This is a genomic window from Mycolicibacterium neoaurum ATCC 25795 (genome assembly GCF_000691525.1).
Classification (GTDB): domain Bacteria; phylum Actinomycetota; class Actinomycetes; order Mycobacteriales; family Mycobacteriaceae; genus Mycobacterium; species Mycobacterium neoaurum.
Map to the genome: position 1 here is coordinate 434043 of NZ_JMDW01000003.1, position 20304 is coordinate 454346.

The following is a 20304-nucleotide window of genomic DNA, read 5'->3' on the forward strand; positions in this document are numbered from 1 at the left end:
GCTTCACGGCCCTCAATGTGCCGTTGACAGCCGTACTCTTCGTCTCGGTGTGATCCTTGACACATTGCGTTGGCAAACGTTATTGTCGGCGTCAGCGGCGGGATCGACGAGGGGTATCTCACCACGTATGCGGTCGGTGTCGGTGTTGATTTCACCGGCGCAGCGGTAGGTTCGTTCGGTGTCTGCTTCGTCAGGGGATGCCGCCACCGAGTGGACAGGCACCGAGTCAGTCGGTTCGGTCACCGTCCGGGTTCCCGGCAAGGTCAACCTGTACCTGGCCGTCGGCGATGCGCGCACCGACGGCTACCACGAGCTGACCACCGTTTTCCACGCCGTCTCCCTCTTCGACGAGGTGACGGTTCGCGACGCCGACGTCCTGGCGCTGAAGATGTTCGGCGAGGGGGCCGAGGCGCTGCCGGCCGATGACCGCAACCTGGCATGGCGTGCCGCCGAATTGCTGGCCGAACACGTCGGCCGCGCCCCTGACGTGTCCATCTCGATCACCAAGTCGATCCCGGTGGCCGGCGGAATGGCGGGCGGCAGCGGGAATGCCGCGGCCGTCCTGGTGGCCATGAACGCGCTCTGGGATCTCGGTGTGCCGCGCCGCGATCTGCACGCGATGGCCGCGCAGCTGGGCAGCGATGTGCCGTTCGCCCTCCATGGTGGAACCGCCCTCGGCACCGGCCGCGGTGAAGAACTCGCCACGGTCCTGGCTCGCAGCACCTTCCACTGGGTCTTCGCCTTCGCCCATGACGGACTGTCCACGCCGGCGGTGTTCGCCGAGATCGACCGGCTGCGCGCCGATCCGCAGTGGAGCGGTCCACCCCGCCTCACCGATGCCGAACCCCTGCTTGCCGCCCTGGCGACCGGGGACCCGCACGTCCTGGCGCCGTTGCTCGGCAACGACCTGCAACCGGCGGCGCTGAACCTGCGCTCCGATCTGCGGCGCACCCTGCGGGCGGGCCAGGACGCCGGCGCCCTGGCCGGGATCGTCTCCGGGTCCGGCCCCACCTGTGCATTCCTATGTGCCTCCGCCGCGCACGCCGTCGATGTCGGCACCGCGCTATCGGGTGCGGGTGTCTGCCGGACGGTGCGAGTGGCCAGCGGGCCCGTGCCCGGTGCCCGGGTCATGTCCGAACCCCTGCGGTGAGGGCGGCCCGCGGGAAATCAAACCCGCACGCGGTGTGACACATGCCTCAATCGGCGCATCCGTTTGGCAGTTACTTAAGGGTTCTTTAAGATGGGTGCGGTGGAAACTGGCCTGTCCACAAAAGGCCGGTGACCACCGGAATGAGACACAACTGCGTCCCAATTGTGTGTGCGCGCCTCTCCTGAAGAGTGCACCTGCAGGCGGAATATAGGGAAACGCGCGAGGAACCTGGAGCCGACGACGACGTCGCTTCGGCCCCAGACACCCCAGGAGGTTGCCGTGAGCCGCTTTACCGACAAGATGTACCGCAGCGCCAAGGAGAGCACGCGGGGCATGGTCACCGGCGAACCCTACGAGCCGGTGCGGCACACCTGGGCCGAGGTGCACGAGCGCGCCCGCCGGGTGGCCGGTGGACTGGCCGCTGCCGGTATCGGTCCCGGCGACTCCGTCGGCGTGCTGGCGGGTTTCCCGGTGGAGATCGCCCCGACCGCCCAGGGCGTGTGGATGCGCGGCGGCAGCCTCACCATGCTGCACCAGCCGACCCCGCGCACCGACCTCGCCGTCTGGGCCGAGGACACCATGACCGTCATCGGCATGATCGAGCTCAAGGCCGTCATCGTCTCCGAGCCGTTCATCGTCGCCATCCCGGTGCTCGAGGAAAAGGGCATCAAGGTCCTCAAGGTGGCCGACCTGCTGGCCGCCGACCCGATCGATCCCGTCGAGACCGGTGAGGACGATCTGGCGTTGATGCAGCTGACCTCCGGGTCGACGGGATCCCCGAAGGCTGTGCAGATCACCCACCGCAACATCCACTCCAACGCCGAGGCCATGTTCATCGGCGCCGAGTACGACGTCGACACCGACGTCATGGTCAGCTGGCTGCCCTGCTTCCACGACATGGGCATGGTCGGCTTCCTGACCATCCCGATGTACTTCGGTGCCGAGCTGGTCAAGGTCACCCCGATGGACTTCCTGCGCGACACCCTGCTGTGGGCGCGCCTCATCGACAAGTACAAGGGCACCATGACGGCCGCCCCGAACTTCGCCTACGCGCTGTTCGCCAAGCGGCTGCGCCGCCAGGCCAAGCCCGGCGAGTTCGACCTGTCCACGCTGCGCTTCGCGCTCTCGGGCGCCGAGCCCGTGGAGCCGGCCGACGTCGAGGACCTGATCGACGCGGGCAAGCCGTTCGGGCTGAAGGCCTCGGCGATCCTGCCCGCCTATGGCATGGCCGAGACCTGCCTGGCGGTGTCGTTCTCCCCGTGCAACGCCGGTCTGGTCGTCGACGAGGTCGACGCGGACCTGCTGGCCGCGCTGCGCCGCGCGGTGCCGTCGAGCAAGGGCAACACCCGCCGGTTGGCCTCGCTGGGCCCGCTGCTGCGCGACCTGGATGCCCGCGTCGTCGACGAGGACGGTGCTGTGCTGCCGGCCCGCGGTGTCGGTGTCATCCAGCTGCGTGGTGAATCGGTCACCCCGGGCTACATCACGATGGCCGGCTTCCTGCCGACCCAGGACGAGAACGGCTGGTACGACACCGGCGACCTCGGTTACATCACCGAAGAGGGCAACGTCGTGGTGTGCGGCCGCGTCAAGGACGTCATCATCATGGCCGGGCGCAACATCTACCCGACCGATATCGAGCGGGCCGCAGGCCGGGTCGAGGGCGTCCGCCCCGGTTGTGCCGTAGCGGTGCGTCTCGACGCCGGTCATTCGCGCGAAACCTTCGCCGTCGCAGTGGAATCCAACGCATACCAGGATCCCGCAGCGGTGCGTCGCATCGAGCACCAGGTCGCTCACGAGGTGGTGACCGAGGTCGACGTGCGCCCGCGCAACGTCGTCGTGCTCGGACCGGGCACCATCCCGAAGACGCCGTCGGGCAAGCTGCGCCGGGCCAACTCGGTCGCCCTCGTCACCGGCTAGGCTCGCTCCTCACGTTTTCGGCGAGCGTGCGTGTCTGCGGGTGAACACGCCGCTGCGCACGCCGAGTTCTCGCACGCTCGACGCACCCGGGCGGTCCGTATCCTGGTGTGATGCAGCGATCCACCCACGTCCTGCTCGGCTGGTTCGGTGTGCTCGGTGCCGCCATCTCGGTGGCCGCCATCCTGTCCCTTGACGCGATCATCGGCGGCCAGTCGCACCGGCCCGGCCGCACGCTGCGCATGGCGACCATCTCCGAGTACATCTACACCAGCGGTGACTGGGCCTTCCTGACCGGTGTGCTGGCGCTCGCACTCGGCTCGATCCTGCTGCTCACCGGACTGGTCCACGCCGGGTTGGTCGCACCGCTGTCGCCCGGCTCGATCCTCATGTCGCTGTGGGTGATCGGGCTGGTCGGGATCGCCGCGTTTCCCAAGCACAATTGGGAGATCGGGCCCAGCACAAGCGGATCCATCCATCGGATGGCCACCCTGCTGGCATTCGTCTCACTACCCGCGGCGGTGCTGGCCATCACCCGCCGACATCGCAGCGCCCGGCCCGCGACCTGGCTGGCCTACGGATCGATCGGGTGGCTTGCGGTGTTGTTCGGGGCCATCGCGGTGAGCATGGTCACCGATCTGCGGTGGTATCGCATCATCCCGCTCGGCATCGTCGAGCGGGGGATCGTCGCCTTCGAGGTCGCGGCCGTCATCGCCGTGGGAGTCTGGTTGATCCGCGGGGAATTTCGCGACGAGCGTGCGCTGACTTCGAGCTGAAAGCGGTGTTTCGGGGTGCAGACACGCACGCTCGCCGGGAACGGGGCCGACAACGGGTCTACCAGGCGTGCACGATGTTCTGCGCAGGCTCCAGGCCCTGCTCGAGCAGCAGCTCGGTCGCGTCGGCGGCCTGTTCACAGATGATCGGAACCTCGGGCCGCTCGACGGAATTGAACGGCTCCAGCACATAGGCGGCCGGGTCCTTACGGCCGGGTGGACGGCCGACGCCGATACGCACCCGCTGAAAGTTCTTGGTACCCAACGCTGCCGCCACCGACTTCAGCCCGTTGTGGCCGCCCTCGCCACCGCCGAGCTTGAGCCTGATGCGACCGAAGTCGATGTCCAGTTCGTCGTGCAGGATCACCACATCGGCGGGGGCGATCGAATAGAACGCTGCCAACGGGCCGACCTGACGTCCCGACTCGTTCATGTAGACCCGCGGCTTGGCGAGCACAACAGGCCGGTGGCCGAGGCGACCCGTGGTCACCTCGGCACCGGACTTCTTGTGCACCTTGAATCCTGATCCGATGCGTGCGGCCAGGATGTCGGCCACCATGAAACCGAGGTTGTGTCTGGTCTTGGCGTAGTTGGGCCCGGGATTTCCCAGGCCCACCACCAGCAGGGGCTCGGCCATGACGGCAGCTGCGCCGGTTACTCGGCGGCTTCGGCTTCGGCAGCCTCGCCCTCATCGGCGGTCTCTTCGGCCGCAGCCGCACCCTCGGTGGCCTCGCCCGCACCCTCGGCCTCGAGATCTTCCTCGGTCGGGGCGGCGACGACGTTGACCACCAGGGTCTCGGCGTCGACGGTCAGGCTGACGCCACTGGGCAGCTCGATCTGGCCGGCGGTGATCTGGGTGCCGATCTCGGCATCCTCGACCGACACGGTCAGCTGCTCGGGGATCGACAACACATCGGCCTCGACGGCGATGGTGTTGGCTTCCTGGGTGACCAGGCTTCCGGGCGCGGCGTCACCCTCGACGACGACGGGCACGTCGACCTCGACCTTCTCGCCGCGCTTCACGACGAGCAGGTCGACATGCTGGATGTTGCGGCGCACGGGGTGGATGTCGAGGGCCTTGGTCAGCGCAAGCTGCTCGGTGCCGTCGATGTCCAGGGTCAGAATCGCGTTGGTGCCGGAGTGGCGCATCACGGCGGCGAAATCACGCGCGTTGAGCTCCAGGTGCTGCGGGTCGGTGCCGTGGCCGTACAGCACGGTCGGGATGTTGCCGTCGCGGCGGGCCTGGCGCGAGGCACCCTTGCCGGTGCGGGTACGCACGGTGGCGGTCAGCTTGTTGGGGGCCGAGTTCTTGGCAGCCATGTTGTCTCTCCTGTAGCCGGTTCACACACGGCCAGGGTCCAACGAAATGGGTTCCCGTCGATAACGGTGTTTTGGTAACCACCCTCGCCGTGACGTCGCCAAGGGTAGCCGACGGATGCCTCAGATCCGAAATTCGGTGTCGGTGAGGTGCGCGGACAGTGCCCACAGCGCCGAAGCCGTCGCGGAATTGCGGGCCAGCGGGCTGCGCGGGCTCGGACCGGTGGGCCCACGCATGCCGAAGCGCGGGCCGATGAAGGTGTCACCGGGGATGTCGGCGGCCGCCGCGTACAGCGTCTGGCGCGCCCCGAAGTCGGCGTCGGTGGCCAGCGCGTTGGCCGCCTTGAAGATCTTGTCACCGGTCGCGTTGCCGGTCTGGCCCTGCAGGTTGGTCGCGGAGTAGCCGGGATGGGCTGCCACCGCGCGCACCGGGGAGCCCGCGGCGCTCAGCAGCCGCTGCAACTCGGTGGTGAACAGCAGATTGGCCAGCTTGGACTGTCCATAGGCCAGCCACGCCGAATAGGGCCGGGCCCGCCAGTTCAGATCCTTGAGGCTGATGACGCCGAGCAGGTGCATCACCGAGGACACCGTCACGACGCGGTCGGTGATCTTGGGCAGCAGCAGGTTGGTCAGTGCGAAATGGCCGAGGTGGTTGGTGCCGATCTGGCTCTCGAAACCGTCTTCGGTCCTGGCGTAGGGCACCGCCATGATCCCGGCGTTGTTGATCATTACGTCGACGGCCTCGGTGCCGTCGGCGAATTCACGCACCGACGCCAGGCTCTGCAGGTCCAACCGCCGCACGTCGACGTCACCGGTCATCTGTGCGGCGGCCTCGGCGCCCTTGTCGGTGTTGCGGACCGCGAGCGTGACGGCCGCGCCGGCGCGAGCCAACTCACGCGCGGTCACCAGTCCGAGTCCGCTGTTGGCGCCGGTGACGATGACGCGACGGCCGGCAAAGGAGGGCAGATCGGCGGCGGTCCATGAGCTCATGGCAGCCACAGTAGCTACTTGGCCGTGACGTCGAACCCGGAGATGATCTTCTCGATGTCCGGACCGTGCTGTTGGGCGTCATCGGCGAAACTGGTGATGGTCAGTTGCACCAGGTACTTCTGGGCCTCCGGCTCGAGCTTGCCGGGCGCGGGCTTGTCGGGCATCGTCCCGGTGGCGAACACGATGCGGTTGTAGCTCTGCATCAGCTGCCCGCTCAGCTCGTAGGTGCCCTCGATCATCGAGGACGGGAAGCCCTTGAAGTCATCGCGGGAACCGTTGAGCTTCTTGAAGTTCGGTGACACCTCGGCATCGACGTCGGCATGCTTGAGTGCCTCGGCGGTGTCGAAATCGCCGTCGAGGGTGAAGACCATCAGCATCGCCGTGGGGTAGGTGTCGCCATCGGCGATCACCCGGGTGCCGGCCGCGAGGTTGGTGTTGGTGTAGTCCTGCCACCCTTCGGGGCGCGGCACCGTCACGGCGAGGTCGGTCAGCTTTTCCGGAGCGACCGGCTTGCCCTCCACGCCGACGCTCTCCAGATATGCCGACAGCGGGACCGTCTCGTCGGAGGTGGGCTGTGACGTCGGGCGGGTGGGGGTGGTGGCCAACAACGACTGGTAGTCGGGCGTGGCGTCACCGCATCCGGCCAGCGCCAGGCACGCCAACAGACCCGCGGCGATCTTCCTCACAACAGTTCGCGGATGTTCTCGATCGGGCGGGCCAGCCGGGTGCCCTTGTCGGTGATCACGAACGGGCGCTCGATCAGGATCGGGTGCTCGGCGAGCGCGTCGAGCAGTTCGTCATCGCTGGCCTGCGCCAGATTCAGTTCCTTGTAGAGGGATTCGCGCTTGCGCACCGCATCGCGCACCTCGATACCGGCATCGGCGATCATCGCCGCCAACTCGGCCCGACCGGGTGGCGTCTTCAGGTACAGCACGATCTCCGGTTCGATCCCGTTCTCACGCAACAGATCCAGTGTCTTGCGTGACGTCGAGCATTTCGGATTGTGGAAGATGCGGGCCGTCATGTCTGAATCACTCCTCGCGCAAACGCTCGACGCTAGGCCGACCCGTCGAACAGCCCGGTCACCGACCCGTTGTCGAAGACCGCACGGATCGTGTTGGCCAGCAACGGTGCGATGGACAGGACCGTCAGCGCCGGGAACCGCTTCTCCTCGCCGATCGGCAGCGTGTTGGTGACGATGACCTCGCGCGCACCGCAGTCGGCGAGCCGCTGGGCGGCCGGGTCGGACAGCACACCGTGCGTCGCGGCGATGATCACGTCCTTGGCACCGTCCTGACGGAGCAGGTTGACCGCGCCGGCGATGGTGCCGCCGGTGTCGATCATGTCGTCGGTCAGGATGCAGGTCTTGCCCTTGACATCGCCGACGACGCGGTTGGACTTGACCTGGTTGGGGACCAGCGGATCGCGGGTCTTGTGGATGAAGGCCAGCGGGACACCGCCGAGCGAATCGGCCCACTTCTCGGCGACCCGGACCCGGCCGGAGTCGGGGGAGACGACGACCTTGTCATCATCGGCATAGTTCTCGGCGATGTAGCCGGTGAGCAGCTTCTGGGCGCGCATGTGGTCCACCGGGCCGTCGAAGAAGCCCTGGATCTGATCGGTGTGCAGATCCACGGTGACGATGCGGTCGGCGCCTGCGGTCTTGAGCAGATCGGCGACCAGGCGGGCCGAGATCGGTTCACGGCCGCGGTGCTTCTTGTCCTGCCGGGCGTAGGGGTAGAACGGCAGGATCGCGGTGATGCGCTTGGCGCTTCCGCGCTTGAGGGCGTCGATCATGATCAGCTGTTCCATCAGCCACTGGTTCAGCGGGGCCGGGTGGGACTGCAGGACGAACGCGTCACAGCCGCGCACGGACTCGTCGAATCGGACGAAGATCTCGCCGTTGGCGAAGTCGCGCGCGGTCTGCGCGGTCACCGGGACGTCGAGTTCCTTGGCCACCTGCTCGGCCAGCTCTGGGTGCGCCCGGCCGGCGAAGAGCATCAGGTTCTTGCGATTGTCGGTCCAGTCGTGGCTCATCTGTTGTGCCCTGCCAGTCGGGGGTCGATTACGCGCCAATCGTACGTAGCTTTTCCTGGCAGTCGTGCACGGGTTACCAGATTGCCAACATCAGGCGTCGGGTTCGCTCGCCCCGGCCTTGCGCGCGGCCTCGGCGGACGTGCTCGCCGGACGCTTGCGCAGCACCCATCCCTCGATGGTGCGCTGGGTGTTGTCCGACACCGCGAGCGCACCCGGCGGGACATCGTCGCGCAGTACCGTGCCCGCACCGGTGTAAGCGCCGTCACCGACGCTCACCGGTGCCACGAACATGGTGTCCGAGCCGGTCCGGACGTGCGATCCGATGGTGGTGCGCTGTTTGGTCTCGCCGTCGTAGTTGACGAAGACGCTGGATGCGCCGATGTTGCTGTGCTCGCCGATATCGGCGTCACCGACGTAGGTCAGGTGCGGCACCTTGGTGCCCGCCCCGATGGTCGAGTTCTTGGTCTCGACGAACGCGCCCAGCTTGCCGCCGGCACCCAGCGTGGTCCCGGGCCGCAGGTAGGTGAACGGACCGACGGTGGCACCGGGACCGATCACCGAGAGCTCACCGTGGGTGCGGATAACGGTGGCACCGTCGCCGACCTCCATCGACGTCAGTGTGGTGTCCGGTCCGATGGTGCAGTTGGCGCCGATGGTGGTGACACCCAGCAGCTGGGTGCCCGGCGCGATCACCGTGTCGGGGCCGATCTCGACATCGACGTCGATCCAGGTGGTCGCCGGATCGGTGACGGTGACCCCGGCCCGTTGATGTCCGATGATGGTGCGCCGGTTCAACTCGGCACCCAGCGCCGCGAGCTGCACCCGATCGTTGACGCCGGAGACCAATGCGGTGTCGGCGACATGCTCGGCCTGGACGGGCAGACCCTGGTTGCGGATCAGCGCGATCGCGTCGGTGAGATACAGCTCGCCCTGGGCGTTGTCGGTGCGCAATTGGGTCAGCGCCGAGCGCAGGGCGGCGGCGTCGAACGCGTACACCCCGGAGTTGATCTCCGCGACGGCGCGTTGGGCGGCGTCGGCATCGGCATGTTCGACGATCGCGGTGACACCGCCGTCGTCATCACGGATGATCCGCCCGTAGCCGGTCGGATCGTCGAGTGTGGTGGTCAGGATCGTCACTCCCGCGCCGGCATGCGCTGCGGCCAGGCCGGACAGGGTCGCACCGTCGAGCAGGGGCACATCGGCGGTGGTGACGATGACGGTCCCGGCGAAATCATCGGGCAGCCCGGTCAACCCGACGCCGACGGCGTGGCCGGTGCCCAGCTGCTCCTCCTGGACGACGGCCGTGACGGTGACCGCGCCGCCGGCGAATCGGTCGATCTCGGCGCTGACCTGTTCCCGGCCGTGGCCGATGACGACGGCCACGTGATGCGGGTTCAGGGCGGTGACGGCGTGCAGGGTGTGGCCCAGCATGGTGCGGCCGCCGAGGGGGTGCAGGACCTTCGGGATGACCGAGCGCATCCGGGTGCCCGCGCCCGCGGCGAGGATGATCACGGCTGTTTCGGTGGACACGTATTCCTCCTCCGCGACCGAGGAGTGCCTACCCGCGGACACACCGTCGACGCTGTGGTTTGGGGTCGCTCGCGGCTGTTGAGCTCCGTCGCCAGGACTCGAACCTGAACTATCTGAACCAAAATCAGAGGTGCTGCCGATTACACCACGACGGACCGATCACTCCGAGACTCTAGTGCAAGCCGACTAAGGTCATGGGCGTGGCAGCACCCGAGAAAGACGTCCGTGCGCCGCGCGCCCGGATGACCGGCAGTGAACGCCGTCAGCAGCTCATCGAGATCGCCAAGTCGCTGTTCGCCGAGCGGGGCTTCGACGGTACCTCCATCGAGGAGGTCGCCCAACGGGCCAATGTCTCCAAGCCGGTGGTGTACGAGCACTTCGGGGGCAAGGAGGGCCTCTACGCCGTCGTCGTCGACCGCGAGATGTCGACGCTGCTGGACGGCATCACCTCCTCGCTGGTGAAGAACCGGTCGCGGGTCCGGATCGAACTGGTGGCCCTGGCACTGCTGACCTACGTCGAGGAACACACCGACGGGTTCCGCATCCTGGTCCGCGATTCGCCGGCGGCGCTCACCTCGGGCACCTACGCGACGCTGCTCAACGACGCCGCCAACCAGGTCGCCTCGATCCTGGCCGGCGATTTCTCCCGTCGCGGTCTGGATCCTGATCTGGCGCCGCTGTACGCGCAGGCGCTGGTCGGATCGGTCTCGATGACCGCGCAGTGGTGGCTCGACGTGCGCGAACCCAAGAAGGAAGTGGTCGCCGCGCACGTGGTCAACGTGGTGTGGAATGGGTTGACCCACCTGGAGGCCGACCCGCAGCTGCACGCGGAGTGAGCTAACTCGGCGCTGCCTCGCGCGCCTTGCGCTTGGCCTCGGCCGTCAGGTAGCACCCGGTGGTCACCTGCAGCGACGCGGCCACCATCGATCCGAAGGCCACCCGGCCGCCGTAGGCATCGCTGATGGTCAGGTCCTTGGCCTCGTCGTCGGTCGGGTTCTCGGTGCGGCCGGTGACATCGGTGAACCCGTACCGCGCCGCGATATCGATGACGGCCTGGGCGGCCTGCGGCCACAGGGCGGCGGAGACCGGTACTTCCGACACGTAGTTGCGGCTGAAATAGATGTTGCCGTCGGTGGAGCCGAAATCGCCGCAGTGGCTGCTGCGTTCGTCGCGATTGGGCAGCCAGCGCGATCCCGGAACGATCCGGCTGAGCTCGGTGGTCATCTCACCGATCATCCGGTCCCGGTCGGCCAACACCTCCTCGGCATCGCGGCGCTCCAGCAGGACGCCGAGTTCGGCGGGGCTGCCATGGCCGCTGTCGCCCTCGGCCGGGCCCTGGTACTCGGACTCAAACATCGGCCCGCACCCCGTCAGCAGTACCGCCAGCAGGAATGTGATCAGCGTGCGCCACATCAATCCTCCACTTTCACGTATCGGTCGTCCTGTCCCAGTCCGGCCACCACCACCGCCTGGTTGTACAGGGCCGTGGTGTCGACGAACGAGTACTCGCTGTGGCCGGTGGACTGGTTGCGCTGACCCAGCGGCGTGGCCTCGGCGTTGGTGGACAGGTCGATGAATCCCGGCAGCGAGGACGGGATGGCCCCGCCGAATCTACCCAGGTTGGCCACCACATCGTTCTCGGCGTGCTGGACGAAGACGTTGCCCTCGGCCATATGCAGGTCCGCGGGAGTCACACTGTCGAAGAATTGCAACGGGTTGGTCTCCAGCCCCGGGGACCCCATGAAGACGACATCGTCGGCGGCGGTGCCGCGTTGCAGCGCCTCGCTGGCCAGTGTCGATCCGTAGGAGTGGCCGAGCACGGTCAGGTGCGGGTCGGTGTCGCGCGAGCTGTCCAGGCCGTTGATGAACGACGCCAGTGCGGGTGCGTTGTCGTCGGCATAGTGTGCGCTGCCGGCCTGGGCGAGGTTGGCGGGCGGTTCGTAGCCGAGCCACGCGACGGTCGCGACGGTTTCGTCGCTCTTGCCGGCGTTGTCCAGCACCCGCTCGGTCTCGGTGCGCAGCCATTCGGATTGTTCGATATAGGTGGGCAGGTCGTTGCCGGCATTCGGCTTGTCATAGGGCACCGATCCGGTGCCTGGCACGTAGACGCTGACATGGTCGGCGGTGTCGACGTTGCCGGAGGCCACCGCCACCTTCGGATGTTCACCGTCGAAGTCCAGCACCAGCAGCTGGCGGTCCGGCTTGGAGATGGCATCGTCGACGGCCGCGATGGTGCCGCGTTCCTCGGCGGTGAGGTTCGGATCCTTGCGCAGCTGCGCAAGCCGATTACGGTTCGCCTGATCGCGTGCGGTGCCGGGCACCCCGTCCAGATTGCCGACCCATTCCGGTTTCTCGGCGATGATGCGTGCCTGGTCCTGTGGGCTGAGACCGTCCCACCACTGGTTGACCTCGGTATCGGTCGCGCCCTCGGGGGGCTTCAGTTCCTCGATATCGGGTCGGGTCGGCGTCTCGGTGGGCATCTCACCGGGCGTGCTCAGGGGAGTGGCACCGTCAATGCCCTGGGAGGTGGCCCGGTCGACAGCCCCGAACTGTGTCAGCATCGTCTTGAGCGCAGTGCTGTACGCGGCGGCGACCTCCGGGGTCATCGGACCGGTGCCGGACGGTGCGACGGTGCCATCCGCGCCGACGATCGCACCCAGCGCGGCGGCCTGGTTGGTGAGGTCGACGATCGCCTGGCGCAGCGGTGTCATGTTGGTACCACCGCCCTCGAGCGTGGTCGCGATCGTCTGCAGCCGGTCCCGCAGCTCGGTCAACCGGGCGGTGTTCTGCTCACCTCGGGCCTGCGCCGCCCGCGATGCGGTGCCCTGCCAGCCGCCGGCCAGATCACCGAGGGCGCTCCGCTGGGCGGCGATGAGGGAATCGACTTGGCCGATCTTGGTTTTCAGCTGTGCGGCCGCACCGGACAACGCAGCGGGGCTGCTGGCAGCGACGGCCGGGATCGTCAGCGTCACCGTCTCACCCCCGCCCCAGGAACCCCACCGAACACGCTAACACCGGGCGACCCGGCGATTGCGCACCGAATTTCGGACCGGACGCAGGCCGCCTACGATGGAGCCATCATGACCGCACCGGGGCACACTCATGTCCAAATCCCGATCGCGGGGCTCGTCGACCTGGCGCTCACCTCGCCCACCTTCCTGGATCTGATCGACCGCGCCGAAAGCCGGCCCGACACGCTGGCGATGGTCGGTCCGGCCAGCGCGCGGCTGTTCACCGCCGCCGCGCTGGCGCGTACCGGCCCGCTGCTCGTCGTCACCGCGACGGGTCGCGAAGCCGATGACCTGACCGCCGAACTGAAGGCTGTGTTCGGGGACGCCGTCGCGCTGTTCCCGTCCTGGGAGACGCTGCCGCATGAGCGGCTCTCACCCGGGGTCGAGACGGTCGGCGCCAGGATGTTGGTGTTGCGCCGGCTGGCCCGCCCCGACGCCGAGCACCTGGGTCCGCCGTTGCAGGTGGTGGTCACCACGGCTCGGTCGTTGATGCAGCCGATGCTGGCCGCTCTCGGTGAGATCGAGCCGGTGACGTTGGCCGTCGGCGCCGATTCGGATTTCGACGAGACGATCGCGCGGCTGGTCGAGCTGGCCTACACCCGGGTGGACATGGTGGCCAAGCGCGGCGAGTTCGCGGTCCGCGGCGGCATCCTGGACATCTTCCCGCCGACCGCCGAACATCCGGTGCGCGTGGAATTCTGGGGTGACGAGGTGTCCGAGATGCGGATGTTCTCGGTCGCCGACCAGCGTTCCATCACCGAGATCGAGATCCACCGCGTCGACGCCGTGGCCTGCCGCGAGATCCTGATCACCGAACAGGTCAAGCAACGCGCGGCCCAGCTCGTCGACGCCCAGCCCCAGACCGACAACACCATCGCCGGATCCATCGGCGACATGCTGGCCAAACTGTCCGAGGGCATCCCGGTCGACGGGATGGAGGCGCTACTGCCGGTGCTGGAGCCCACCGAGCTCACGTTGCTGACCAGCCACCTGCCCGAGGGCACCCCGGTGCTGGTGTGCGATCCCGAGAAGGTGCGCTCGCGCGCCGCGGATCTCATCCGCACCGGCCGCGAATTCCTGGAGGCATCCTGGTCGGTGGCGGCCATCGGTGGTGCCGCTCCGGTGGATGTCGAAGCGCTGGGCGGTTCGGGCTTCCGCGAACTCGACGAGGTGCGCGCCGGTGCGGCACGCTGGTGGACGCTGAGCCAGCTGACCGACGAGGGTGCCGTCGAACTCGACGTGCGACCCGCGCCGTCGGCGCGCAGCCAACACGCGGTCGACGAGATCTTCGCGATGTTGCGGGCGCACGTGGCGACCGGTGGCTTTGCCGTGGTGGTGACGCCGGGGTCAGGTACCGCGCAGCGCGTCGTCGAGCAGCTCGCCGAAGCCGATACGCCCGCAACGTTGTTGGAGGCCGGAGCGCAGCCGACCGCCGGTGTGGTCGGGGTGCTCAAGGGGCCGCTGCACGACGGTGTCGTCATCCCCGGCGCCAACCTGGTGATCATCACCGAGACCGATCTGACCGGTAACCGCGTTGCCGCCACCGACGGCAAACGCCTTGCCGCCAAGCGTCGTAACGTGGTCGACCCGTTGGCATTGACGGCCGGCGACCTGGTGGTCCACGATCAGCACGGCATCGGCAAGTTCGTCGAGATGACCGAACGCGTCATCGGCGGCGCACGGCGCGAGTACCTGGTGCTCGAGTACGCCTCGGCCAAACGCGGTGGCGGCACCGACAAGCTCTATGTGCCGATGGACTCGCTCGATCAGCTGTCCCGCTACGTCGGCGGGCAGGCGCCGACGCTGAGCCGGCTCGGGGGCAGCGACTGGACCAACACCAAGACCAAGGCGCGCAAGGCCGTTCGTGAGATCGCCGGTGAGCTGGTCTCGCTGTATGCCAAGCGGCAGGCCGCGCCCGGGCACGCCTTCGGTCCGGACACCCCGTGGCAGGCCGAGATGGAGGATGCGTTCGGGTTCACCGAGACCATGGACCAGATGACCGCCATCGCCGAGGTCAAATCCGATATGGAGAAACCGGTTCCGATGGACCGGGTCATCTGCGGTGACGTCGGCTACGGCAAGACCGAGATCGCGGTGCGCGCGGCGTTCAAGGCGGTACAGGACGGTAAGCAGGTCGCGGTCCTGGTGCCCACGACGCTGCTCGCCGATCAGCATCTGCAGACCTTCAGCGCGCGGATGGCCGGTTTCCCGGTGACGGTCAAGGGACTGTCGCGGTTCACCGACGCGAACGAGTCCAAGGCAGTGCTGGACGGAATGGTCGACGGCTCGGTCGATGTCGTGATCGGCACGCACCGGCTGCTGCAGACCGCGGTGCGCTGGAAGGACCTCGGCCTGGTCATCGTCGACGAGGAGCAGCGCTTCGGCGTCGAACACAAGGAACACATCAAGAGCCTGCGCACCCACGTCGACGTGCTCACCATGAGTGCGACCCCGATCCCGCGCACCCTGGAGATGAGCCTGGCAGGCATCCGCGAGATGTCGACCATCCTCACCCCGCCCGAGGAGCGTTTCCCGGTGCTGACCTACGTCGGCCCGCACGATGACAAACAGGTCGCCGCCGCGCTGCGCCGCGAACTGCTGCGCGACGGGCAGGCGTTCTACATCCACAACCGGGTCAAGTCGATCGATCAGGCCGCCGCCCGAGTGCAGGCGATGGTGCCCGAGGCCCGGGTCGTGGTGGCGCACGGCCAGATGGCCGAGGAGACCCTGGAGAAGACCGTCGAGGGCTTCTGGAACCGTGAGTTCGACATCCTGGTGTGCACCACCATCGTCGAGACGGGTCTGGACATCTCCAACGCCAATACCCTGATCGTGGAGCGGGCGGACACCTTCGGCCTTTCCCAGCTGCACCAGCTGCGCGGCCGGGTGGGGCGCAGCCGGGAACGCGGATACGCCTATTTCCTGTATCCGCCCGAGGTTCCACTCACCGAGACCGCCCACGACCGGTTGGCCACCATCGCCCAGAACAACGATCTGGGTGCCGGGATGGCGGTCGCCATGAAGGATCTGGAGATCCGCGGGGCCGGCAACGTGCTGGGTGTCGAGCAGTCCGGGCACGTCGCCGGTGTCGGGTTCGACCTGTACGTGCGGCTGGTCGGTGAGGCCGTCGAGGCCTACCGTGCCGCCGTCGACGGGAAAACCGTTGTCTCGCAGGAGGAGCAGAAGGACGTCCGAATCGACCTGCCGGTCGATGCGCACCTGCCGCCCGACTACATCGGCAGCGACCGGCTACGTCTGGAGGCCTACCGAAGGCTTGCCGCCGCGTCGGACAATGCCGGGGTGGCCCGCGTCATCGACGAGCTCGTCGACCGTTACGGACCGCTACCGGAGCCTGCTCAGCGTTTGGTCGCGGTCGCAAGATTGCGGTTGCTGTGCCGTGAGTACGGGGTCACCGAGGTGTCCACCGTCTCGGACTCCACCCTGAAGGTGTCGCCGTTGACCCTGCAGGATTCCGGTCAGTTGCGGCTCAAGCGCATCTACCCGGGCTCGGCCTACCGTGCCACGACATCGACGGTCCAGATCCCGATCCCGCGGGCGGGCAGTGGGGTCGGTGCGCCGCGCATCCGCGATCTGGACCTGCTGCAAGCAGTGGCGGGGATGCTGTTGGCCCTCGACGGCCGAGCGGCCGATGAGGTCGACATCACCGGCGGCACAGCACTATCCGAGCCGGGAGCGGACCGTTGACCACGGTCGTCCTCGTCGATCCGCGCCGGCCGTCGTTGGTGCCGGTGGAAGCCGTCGCGCTGCTGGTCGGCGAGGTCGCTTACACCGAGGAGATGCCGATCAAGGTGCCGTGGTCGCTTCCCTCGGCCCGGCCGTACCTGCCCAGTGCCGCCGGCGAGGCGCCGGTGCTGTTGTCCTCGGATCCCCAGCATCCCGCCGTGAAGGCCAGCCTGGCGGCGGGGGCCACCCTGATCGCGGCGCCCGGCCCGCAGGTCGGGGAACGGCTGGTCGACGCCGTGGCGGTCATGGACCGGCTGCGCACCGACGGTCCGTGGGAGAGCGAGCAGACCCACGACTCGTTGCGTAGGTACCTGTTGGAGGAGACCTACGAGTTGTTCGACGCGGTCCGCAGCGGCGACCTCGACGAGTTGCGCACCGAACTCGGAGACGTGTTGCTGCAGGTTTTGTTTCACGCCCGCATCGCCCAGGATGCGCCTGCGGGTGCCTTCGACATCGACGATGTGGCCGACGCGCTGGTGCGCAAGCTCGGTCACCGTGCGGCCGGGGTGCTCGCCGGCGAGTCGGTCTCCCTGGAACAGCAACTGGCCCAGTGGGAGGAACGCAAACGCACCGAGAAGGTGCGCGCCTCCTGCATGGACGATGTGCCGACCGGCCAGCCCGCGCTGGCGTTGACCCAGAAGGTTCTCGAACGGGTCGCCGGTGCCGGCCTGCCCGACGATCTGGTGCCCGCGGGGCTGCGGCAGGTGCATATCGGTCCGGATACCGACGCCGAGAATGCCCTGCGCACCGCGGTATTGGAGTTCATGGACGCGGTGCGGGCCGCTGAGAAGAACGTGCTGGCGACCCGCGGTGGCGCACCGATCGGGGATACCCCGCCGGAGCCGATCGGCGCCGACGAATGGCGTGCGCACTGGCCCGCGTAGTCGTGAGGCCGAATCTGAACTAGATCGCGAGATCTGCGCACAAAGGCGCCATGGACTTCAGATTCGGCGGTCGGGTCAGGAGAGCAGGGCGCGGCTCATGACGACGCGCTGGATCTGGTTGGTGCCCTCATAGATCTGGGTGATCTTGGCATCACGCATGAACCGCTCGACGGGGAAGTCCACGGTGTAACCGGCGCCGCCGAACAGCTGCACCGCATCGGTGGTGACCGCCATCGCGATATCGGAGGCGAAGCACTTCGACGCGGCCGAGATGAAGTGCAGGTCGGGCTCGCCGCGCTCGGCCCGAGCGGCCGCGCTGTAGACCATGAGGCGGGCGGCCTCCACCTTCATCGCCATATCGGCGAGCATGAACTGCACCCCCTGGAACTCGCTGACCGATTTTCCGAACTGCCGCCGATCCCGGGTGTAGTTGATCGCTGCCTCGAGGGCGCCCTGGGCGATTCCGACCGCCTGGGCACCGATCGTCGGACGGGTGTGGTCCAGCGTGGCCAACGCCGTCTTGAAACCGGTGCCGGGTTCCCCGATGATCCGGTCACCGGGAATTCGGCAGTTCTGGAAGTGCAACTCGACGGTCGGTGAACCCTTGATCCCCAGTTTGCGCTCCTTGGGGCCCACGGTGAAGCCCTCGTCGTCGCGATGCACCATGAACGCCGAGATGCCGTTGGCGCCCTTGTCGGGGTCGGTCACCGCCATCACCGTGTACCAGGTCGACTCACCGCCGTTGGTGATCCAGGCCTTGGTCCCGTTGATGATCCAGTCCTCGCCGGCGGGTTTGGCGCGGGTCTTCATGCCTGCGGCATCGGAACCGGCCTCTCGTTCGGACAGAGCGTAGGAGGCCAGCGCCCCGCCGACCAGGTCGGGCAGAACCGTCTTCTTCAGTTCCTCGCTGCCCCGCAAGATCAACCCCATGGTTCCCAGCTTGTTGACCGCGGGAATCAACGACGCAGAAGCATCGACGCGGGCCACCTCTTCGATCACGATGCAGACTGCCACCGAGTCCGCGCCTTGGCCGCCGAACTCCTCGGGCACATGCACGGCATTGAACCCCGACATCGCCAATGCCCCCGATGCCTCGTGCGGAAACCGGGAATCCCGGTCGCACTCGGCGGCGTATGGGGCGATCTCTCTTTCGGCCAGCCCTCGGATCACCGCCCGCAGTTCCCGCAGCTCCTCCGGTAGCTGGAATAGATCGAATGACGACTTGCCTGACACGCTCATCTTCTCTTCTCTGTCTGTGGTGGCCGGCGCCGATCGGGACTATCCCTTGATACGAGTCGAATGCCCTTGCCACTCGGCGTCGCGAAGCGCGTTCTTGCGAACTTTGCCCGTCGAAGTCTTGGGCAGGGCGTCGACGAACTCGACCGCGCTCGGTGCTTTGTACGCGGCAATATGCGACCTGACATGGGCGATGAGATCGCCCTCTTCCAGGCGCTTCGCGTTCTTGGTCACCACGAACGCCTTGGGTCGCTCACCCCACTTGTCGTCGGGTGTGCCCACCACGGCGGCTTCGAGTACCGCGGGGTGCGACAGGATCGCGTGCTCCACCTCGATGGTCGAGATGTTCTCACCGCCGGAGATCACGATATCCTTCGCGCGGTCCCGGAGTTGGACGTATCCGTCGGTGTGCATGACGCCGAGGTCGCCCGAGTGAAACCAGCCACCCACGGTGGCGTCACGGGTGCCTTCCTCGTCGTCGTAGTAGCCCTTCATCACTCCGTTGCCGCGCATGACGATCTCGCCCATCTCCGTGCCGTCGGCGATGACATCGACCAATTCTCCTGTCGGAGAGAGCTCTTCACGAACCACGCGGACGCGCTCACCGGTGATGAGCCCGACTCCCTGTCGCGCCATCAGTTCGGCCTGACGGTCATCGTCGTCGTCGGCCCATTCGGGTTGCGGTTCGCAGACGCTGTACGGGCCGTAGGTCTCGGTGAGGCCGTAGACGTGCACGATGGTCGCGCCCAGTTTGCGGATCGCGGCGATGATGGTGGGGCTCGGCGGGGCCCCACCGTTGGAGATCGTCAACGGGGTGCGCAGCGGGTGAGACAGTTCGGCATACGCGAGGATCGTTAGAACCGTTGGGGCTCCGCTGAGGTGAGTGATGTGATGCTCGTCGATTGCCGCCCACACCGTCTCGGCGCGGACTGCCCGCAGGCAGAAATGGGTGCCCATCGCGGCGGTGACACCCCATGTCGCGCACCATCCGTTGCAGTGGAACATGGGCAGCGTCCACAGGTACTTGGTCGACTGGGTGAAGCCGGAATGGTGGATGCCGCCGAGCGCGCAGAGGTAGGCGCCGCGGTGGGAGTACATGACTCCCTTCGGTCGTCCGGTGGTGCCGGAGGTGTAGTTGATCGATATGGTGCGGGTCTCGGTATCGATGTCCCAGGGCAGATCGGCGCCGTCTGCCCGCGCCAGGAACTGCGGGTAGCCGACCGCCGGAGCGGTTGCCGATGTCGTGCCGTCGGCCGCCGGTAATTCCACCCATTCCTCGACGCCCGTGAAGTCGGGGTGGGTGGTGTCGAGGCCGTCCAGCAGCTCGCGGTCGCCGAACATGATCCGCGCACCGGAATGCCGGCAGATGTAGCCGATTTCATCGGGTGCGAGCCTGGTGTTGATGGCGACCAACACTCCCCGTGCCAGTGGAACCGCGTAGTGGGCTATCAACATCTCGGCGGAGTTGGTGGCCAGGACGGCAACGCGCTGGCCATCGATGACCCCGGACGCGTGCAACGCCTTGGCCAGTTGTTGCACCGCGGCGGCGAATTGGCGGTAGGTCCACCGGCGATCACCGTCGACGATCGCCATCTTGTCCGGCATGACATCGCTTGCACGTTGCAGGAAACGGACCGGGGTGAGGGTGACGTCAAGTCCTGCCATGGTGTTCTCCTCCAGATGAAGACGCTGTCGCTGAAATCGCGACGAGATGAGTG

At 67.3% G+C, this 20304-nt stretch carries 17 protein-coding genes and 1 tRNA gene; 6 read left to right on the forward strand and 12 right to left on the reverse strand.

What is annotated here, in order from left to right; genetic code table 11:
• The first annotated feature begins 178 nt into the window (after window positions 1-178).
• The 3 genes from IC40_RS0103890 to IC40_RS0103900 all read left to right on the forward strand — a co-directional run bounded on the left by IC40_RS0103890 (window position 179) and on the right by IC40_RS0103900 (window position 3840).
• Window positions 179-1150 carry a 4-(cytidine 5'-diphospho)-2-C-methyl-D-erythritol kinase gene (locus IC40_RS0103890; protein ID WP_030133450.1) on the forward strand — a complete coding sequence of 324 codons (972 nt, stop codon included), beginning with the start codon at window positions 179-181 and terminating at the stop codon, window positions 1148-1150.
• A gap of 279 nt (window positions 1151-1429) precedes the next feature.
• The gene (locus IC40_RS0103895; RefSeq protein ID WP_030133451.1) at window positions 1430-3067 is read left to right on the forward strand and encodes a fatty acyl-AMP ligase; all 1638 of its coding nucleotides are present in this window, start codon (window positions 1430-1432) and stop codon (window positions 3065-3067) included.
• A gap of 110 nt (window positions 3068-3177) precedes the next feature.
• Window positions 3178-3840 (forward strand): DUF998 domain-containing protein, encoded by a 663-nt coding sequence (locus tag IC40_RS0103900; protein WP_030133452.1) that lies wholly within the window; start codon window positions 3178-3180, stop codon window positions 3838-3840.
• A 58-nt stretch (window positions 3841-3898) separates the two neighbouring features.
• Here IC40_RS0103900 and pth read toward each other — a convergent pair whose 3' ends face one another.
• The 8 genes from pth to IC40_RS0103940 all read right to left on the reverse strand — a co-directional run bounded on the left by pth (window position 3899) and on the right by IC40_RS0103940 (window position 9866).
• Window positions 3899-4474 carry an aminoacyl-tRNA hydrolase gene (pth, locus tag IC40_RS0103905; protein WP_030133453.1) on the reverse strand — a complete coding sequence of 192 codons (576 nt, stop codon included), beginning with the start codon at window positions 4472-4474 and terminating at the stop codon, window positions 3899-3901.
• A gap of 17 nt (window positions 4475-4491) precedes the next feature.
• The gene (locus tag IC40_RS0103910; protein ID WP_030133454.1) at window positions 4492-5157 is read right to left on the reverse strand and encodes a 50S ribosomal protein L25/general stress protein Ctc; all 666 of its coding nucleotides are present in this window, start codon (window positions 5155-5157) and stop codon (window positions 4492-4494) included.
• A 120-nt stretch (window positions 5158-5277) separates the two neighbouring features.
• Complete coding sequence (locus IC40_RS0103915; protein WP_030133455.1) at window positions 5278-6144, reverse strand: oxidoreductase; 867 nt, start codon at window positions 6142-6144, stop codon at window positions 5278-5280.
• Between the two features lie 14 nt (window positions 6145-6158).
• Window positions 6159-6830 (reverse strand): LpqN/LpqT family lipoprotein, encoded by a 672-nt coding sequence (locus tag IC40_RS0103920; RefSeq protein WP_030133456.1) that lies wholly within the window; start codon window positions 6828-6830, stop codon window positions 6159-6161.
• Window positions 6827-7168 (reverse strand): arsenate reductase (glutaredoxin), encoded by a 342-nt coding sequence (gene arsC / locus IC40_RS0103925; RefSeq protein ID WP_030133457.1) that lies wholly within the window; start codon window positions 7166-7168, stop codon window positions 6827-6829. The genes IC40_RS0103920 and arsC overlap by 4 nt, the downstream gene beginning before the upstream one ends.
• 32 nt (window positions 7169-7200) lie before the next feature.
• Entirely contained in the window at window positions 7201-8181 is a 981-nt protein-coding gene (locus IC40_RS0103930; RefSeq protein ID WP_019511911.1) for a ribose-phosphate diphosphokinase, read from the reverse strand.
• A 90-nt stretch (window positions 8182-8271) separates the two neighbouring features.
• The gene (gene glmU / locus IC40_RS0103935) at window positions 8272-9660 is read right to left on the reverse strand and encodes a bifunctional UDP-N-acetylglucosamine diphosphorylase/glucosamine-1-phosphate N-acetyltransferase GlmU (protein ID WP_234411652.1); all 1389 of its coding nucleotides are present in this window, start codon (window positions 9658-9660) and stop codon (window positions 8272-8274) included.
• 134 nt (window positions 9661-9794) lie between these two features.
• Window positions 9795-9866: transfer RNA gene (locus IC40_RS0103940), tRNA-Gln, on the reverse strand.
• Between the two features lie 39 nt (window positions 9867-9905).
• Between IC40_RS0103940 and IC40_RS0103945 the strand changes: the two genes are divergently transcribed.
• Entirely contained in the window at window positions 9906-10547 is a 642-nt protein-coding gene (locus IC40_RS0103945; RefSeq protein WP_030133459.1) for a TetR/AcrR family transcriptional regulator, read from the forward strand.
• Between the two features lies 1 nt (window position 10548).
• Here IC40_RS0103945 and IC40_RS0103950 read toward each other — a convergent pair whose 3' ends face one another.
• Window positions 10549-11124 carry an LppA family lipoprotein gene (locus tag IC40_RS0103950; protein WP_030133460.1) on the reverse strand — a complete coding sequence of 192 codons (576 nt, stop codon included), beginning with the start codon at window positions 11122-11124 and terminating at the stop codon, window positions 10549-10551.
• A complete protein-coding gene (locus tag IC40_RS0103955) occupies window positions 11124-12683 on the reverse strand; it encodes an alpha/beta hydrolase (RefSeq protein ID WP_030133461.1) in 1560 nt (519 codons plus the stop codon). Before IC40_RS0103955 ends, IC40_RS0103950 begins: the two co-directional genes overlap by 1 nt.
• Window positions 12684-12791: 108 nt before the next feature.
• On the opposite strand from IC40_RS0103955, the gene mfd reads away from it, so the two are divergent.
• Both mfd and IC40_RS0103965 read left to right on the forward strand, forming a co-directional pair.
• Window positions 12792-16427 (forward strand): transcription-repair coupling factor, encoded by a 3636-nt coding sequence (gene mfd / locus IC40_RS0103960; RefSeq protein WP_030133462.1) that lies wholly within the window; start codon window positions 12792-12794, stop codon window positions 16425-16427.
• Window positions 16424-17350, forward strand: coding sequence for a nucleoside triphosphate pyrophosphohydrolase (locus tag IC40_RS0103965; protein ID WP_030133463.1), 927 nt, complete (start codon window positions 16424-16426; stop codon window positions 17348-17350). The genes mfd and IC40_RS0103965 overlap by 4 nt, the downstream gene beginning before the upstream one ends.
• Before the next feature lie 75 nt (window positions 17351-17425).
• Here the strand turns inward: IC40_RS0103965 and IC40_RS0103970 are convergent, their stop codons facing one another.
• A complete protein-coding gene (locus tag IC40_RS0103970) occupies window positions 17426-18589 on the reverse strand; it encodes an acyl-CoA dehydrogenase (RefSeq protein ID WP_030133464.1) in 1164 nt (387 codons plus the stop codon).
• A 39-nt stretch (window positions 18590-18628) separates the two neighbouring features.
• Complete coding sequence (locus IC40_RS0103975) at window positions 18629-20251, reverse strand: AMP-binding protein (protein ID WP_030133465.1); 1623 nt, start codon at window positions 20249-20251, stop codon at window positions 18629-18631.
• Window positions 20252-20304: the final 53 nt, after the last annotated feature.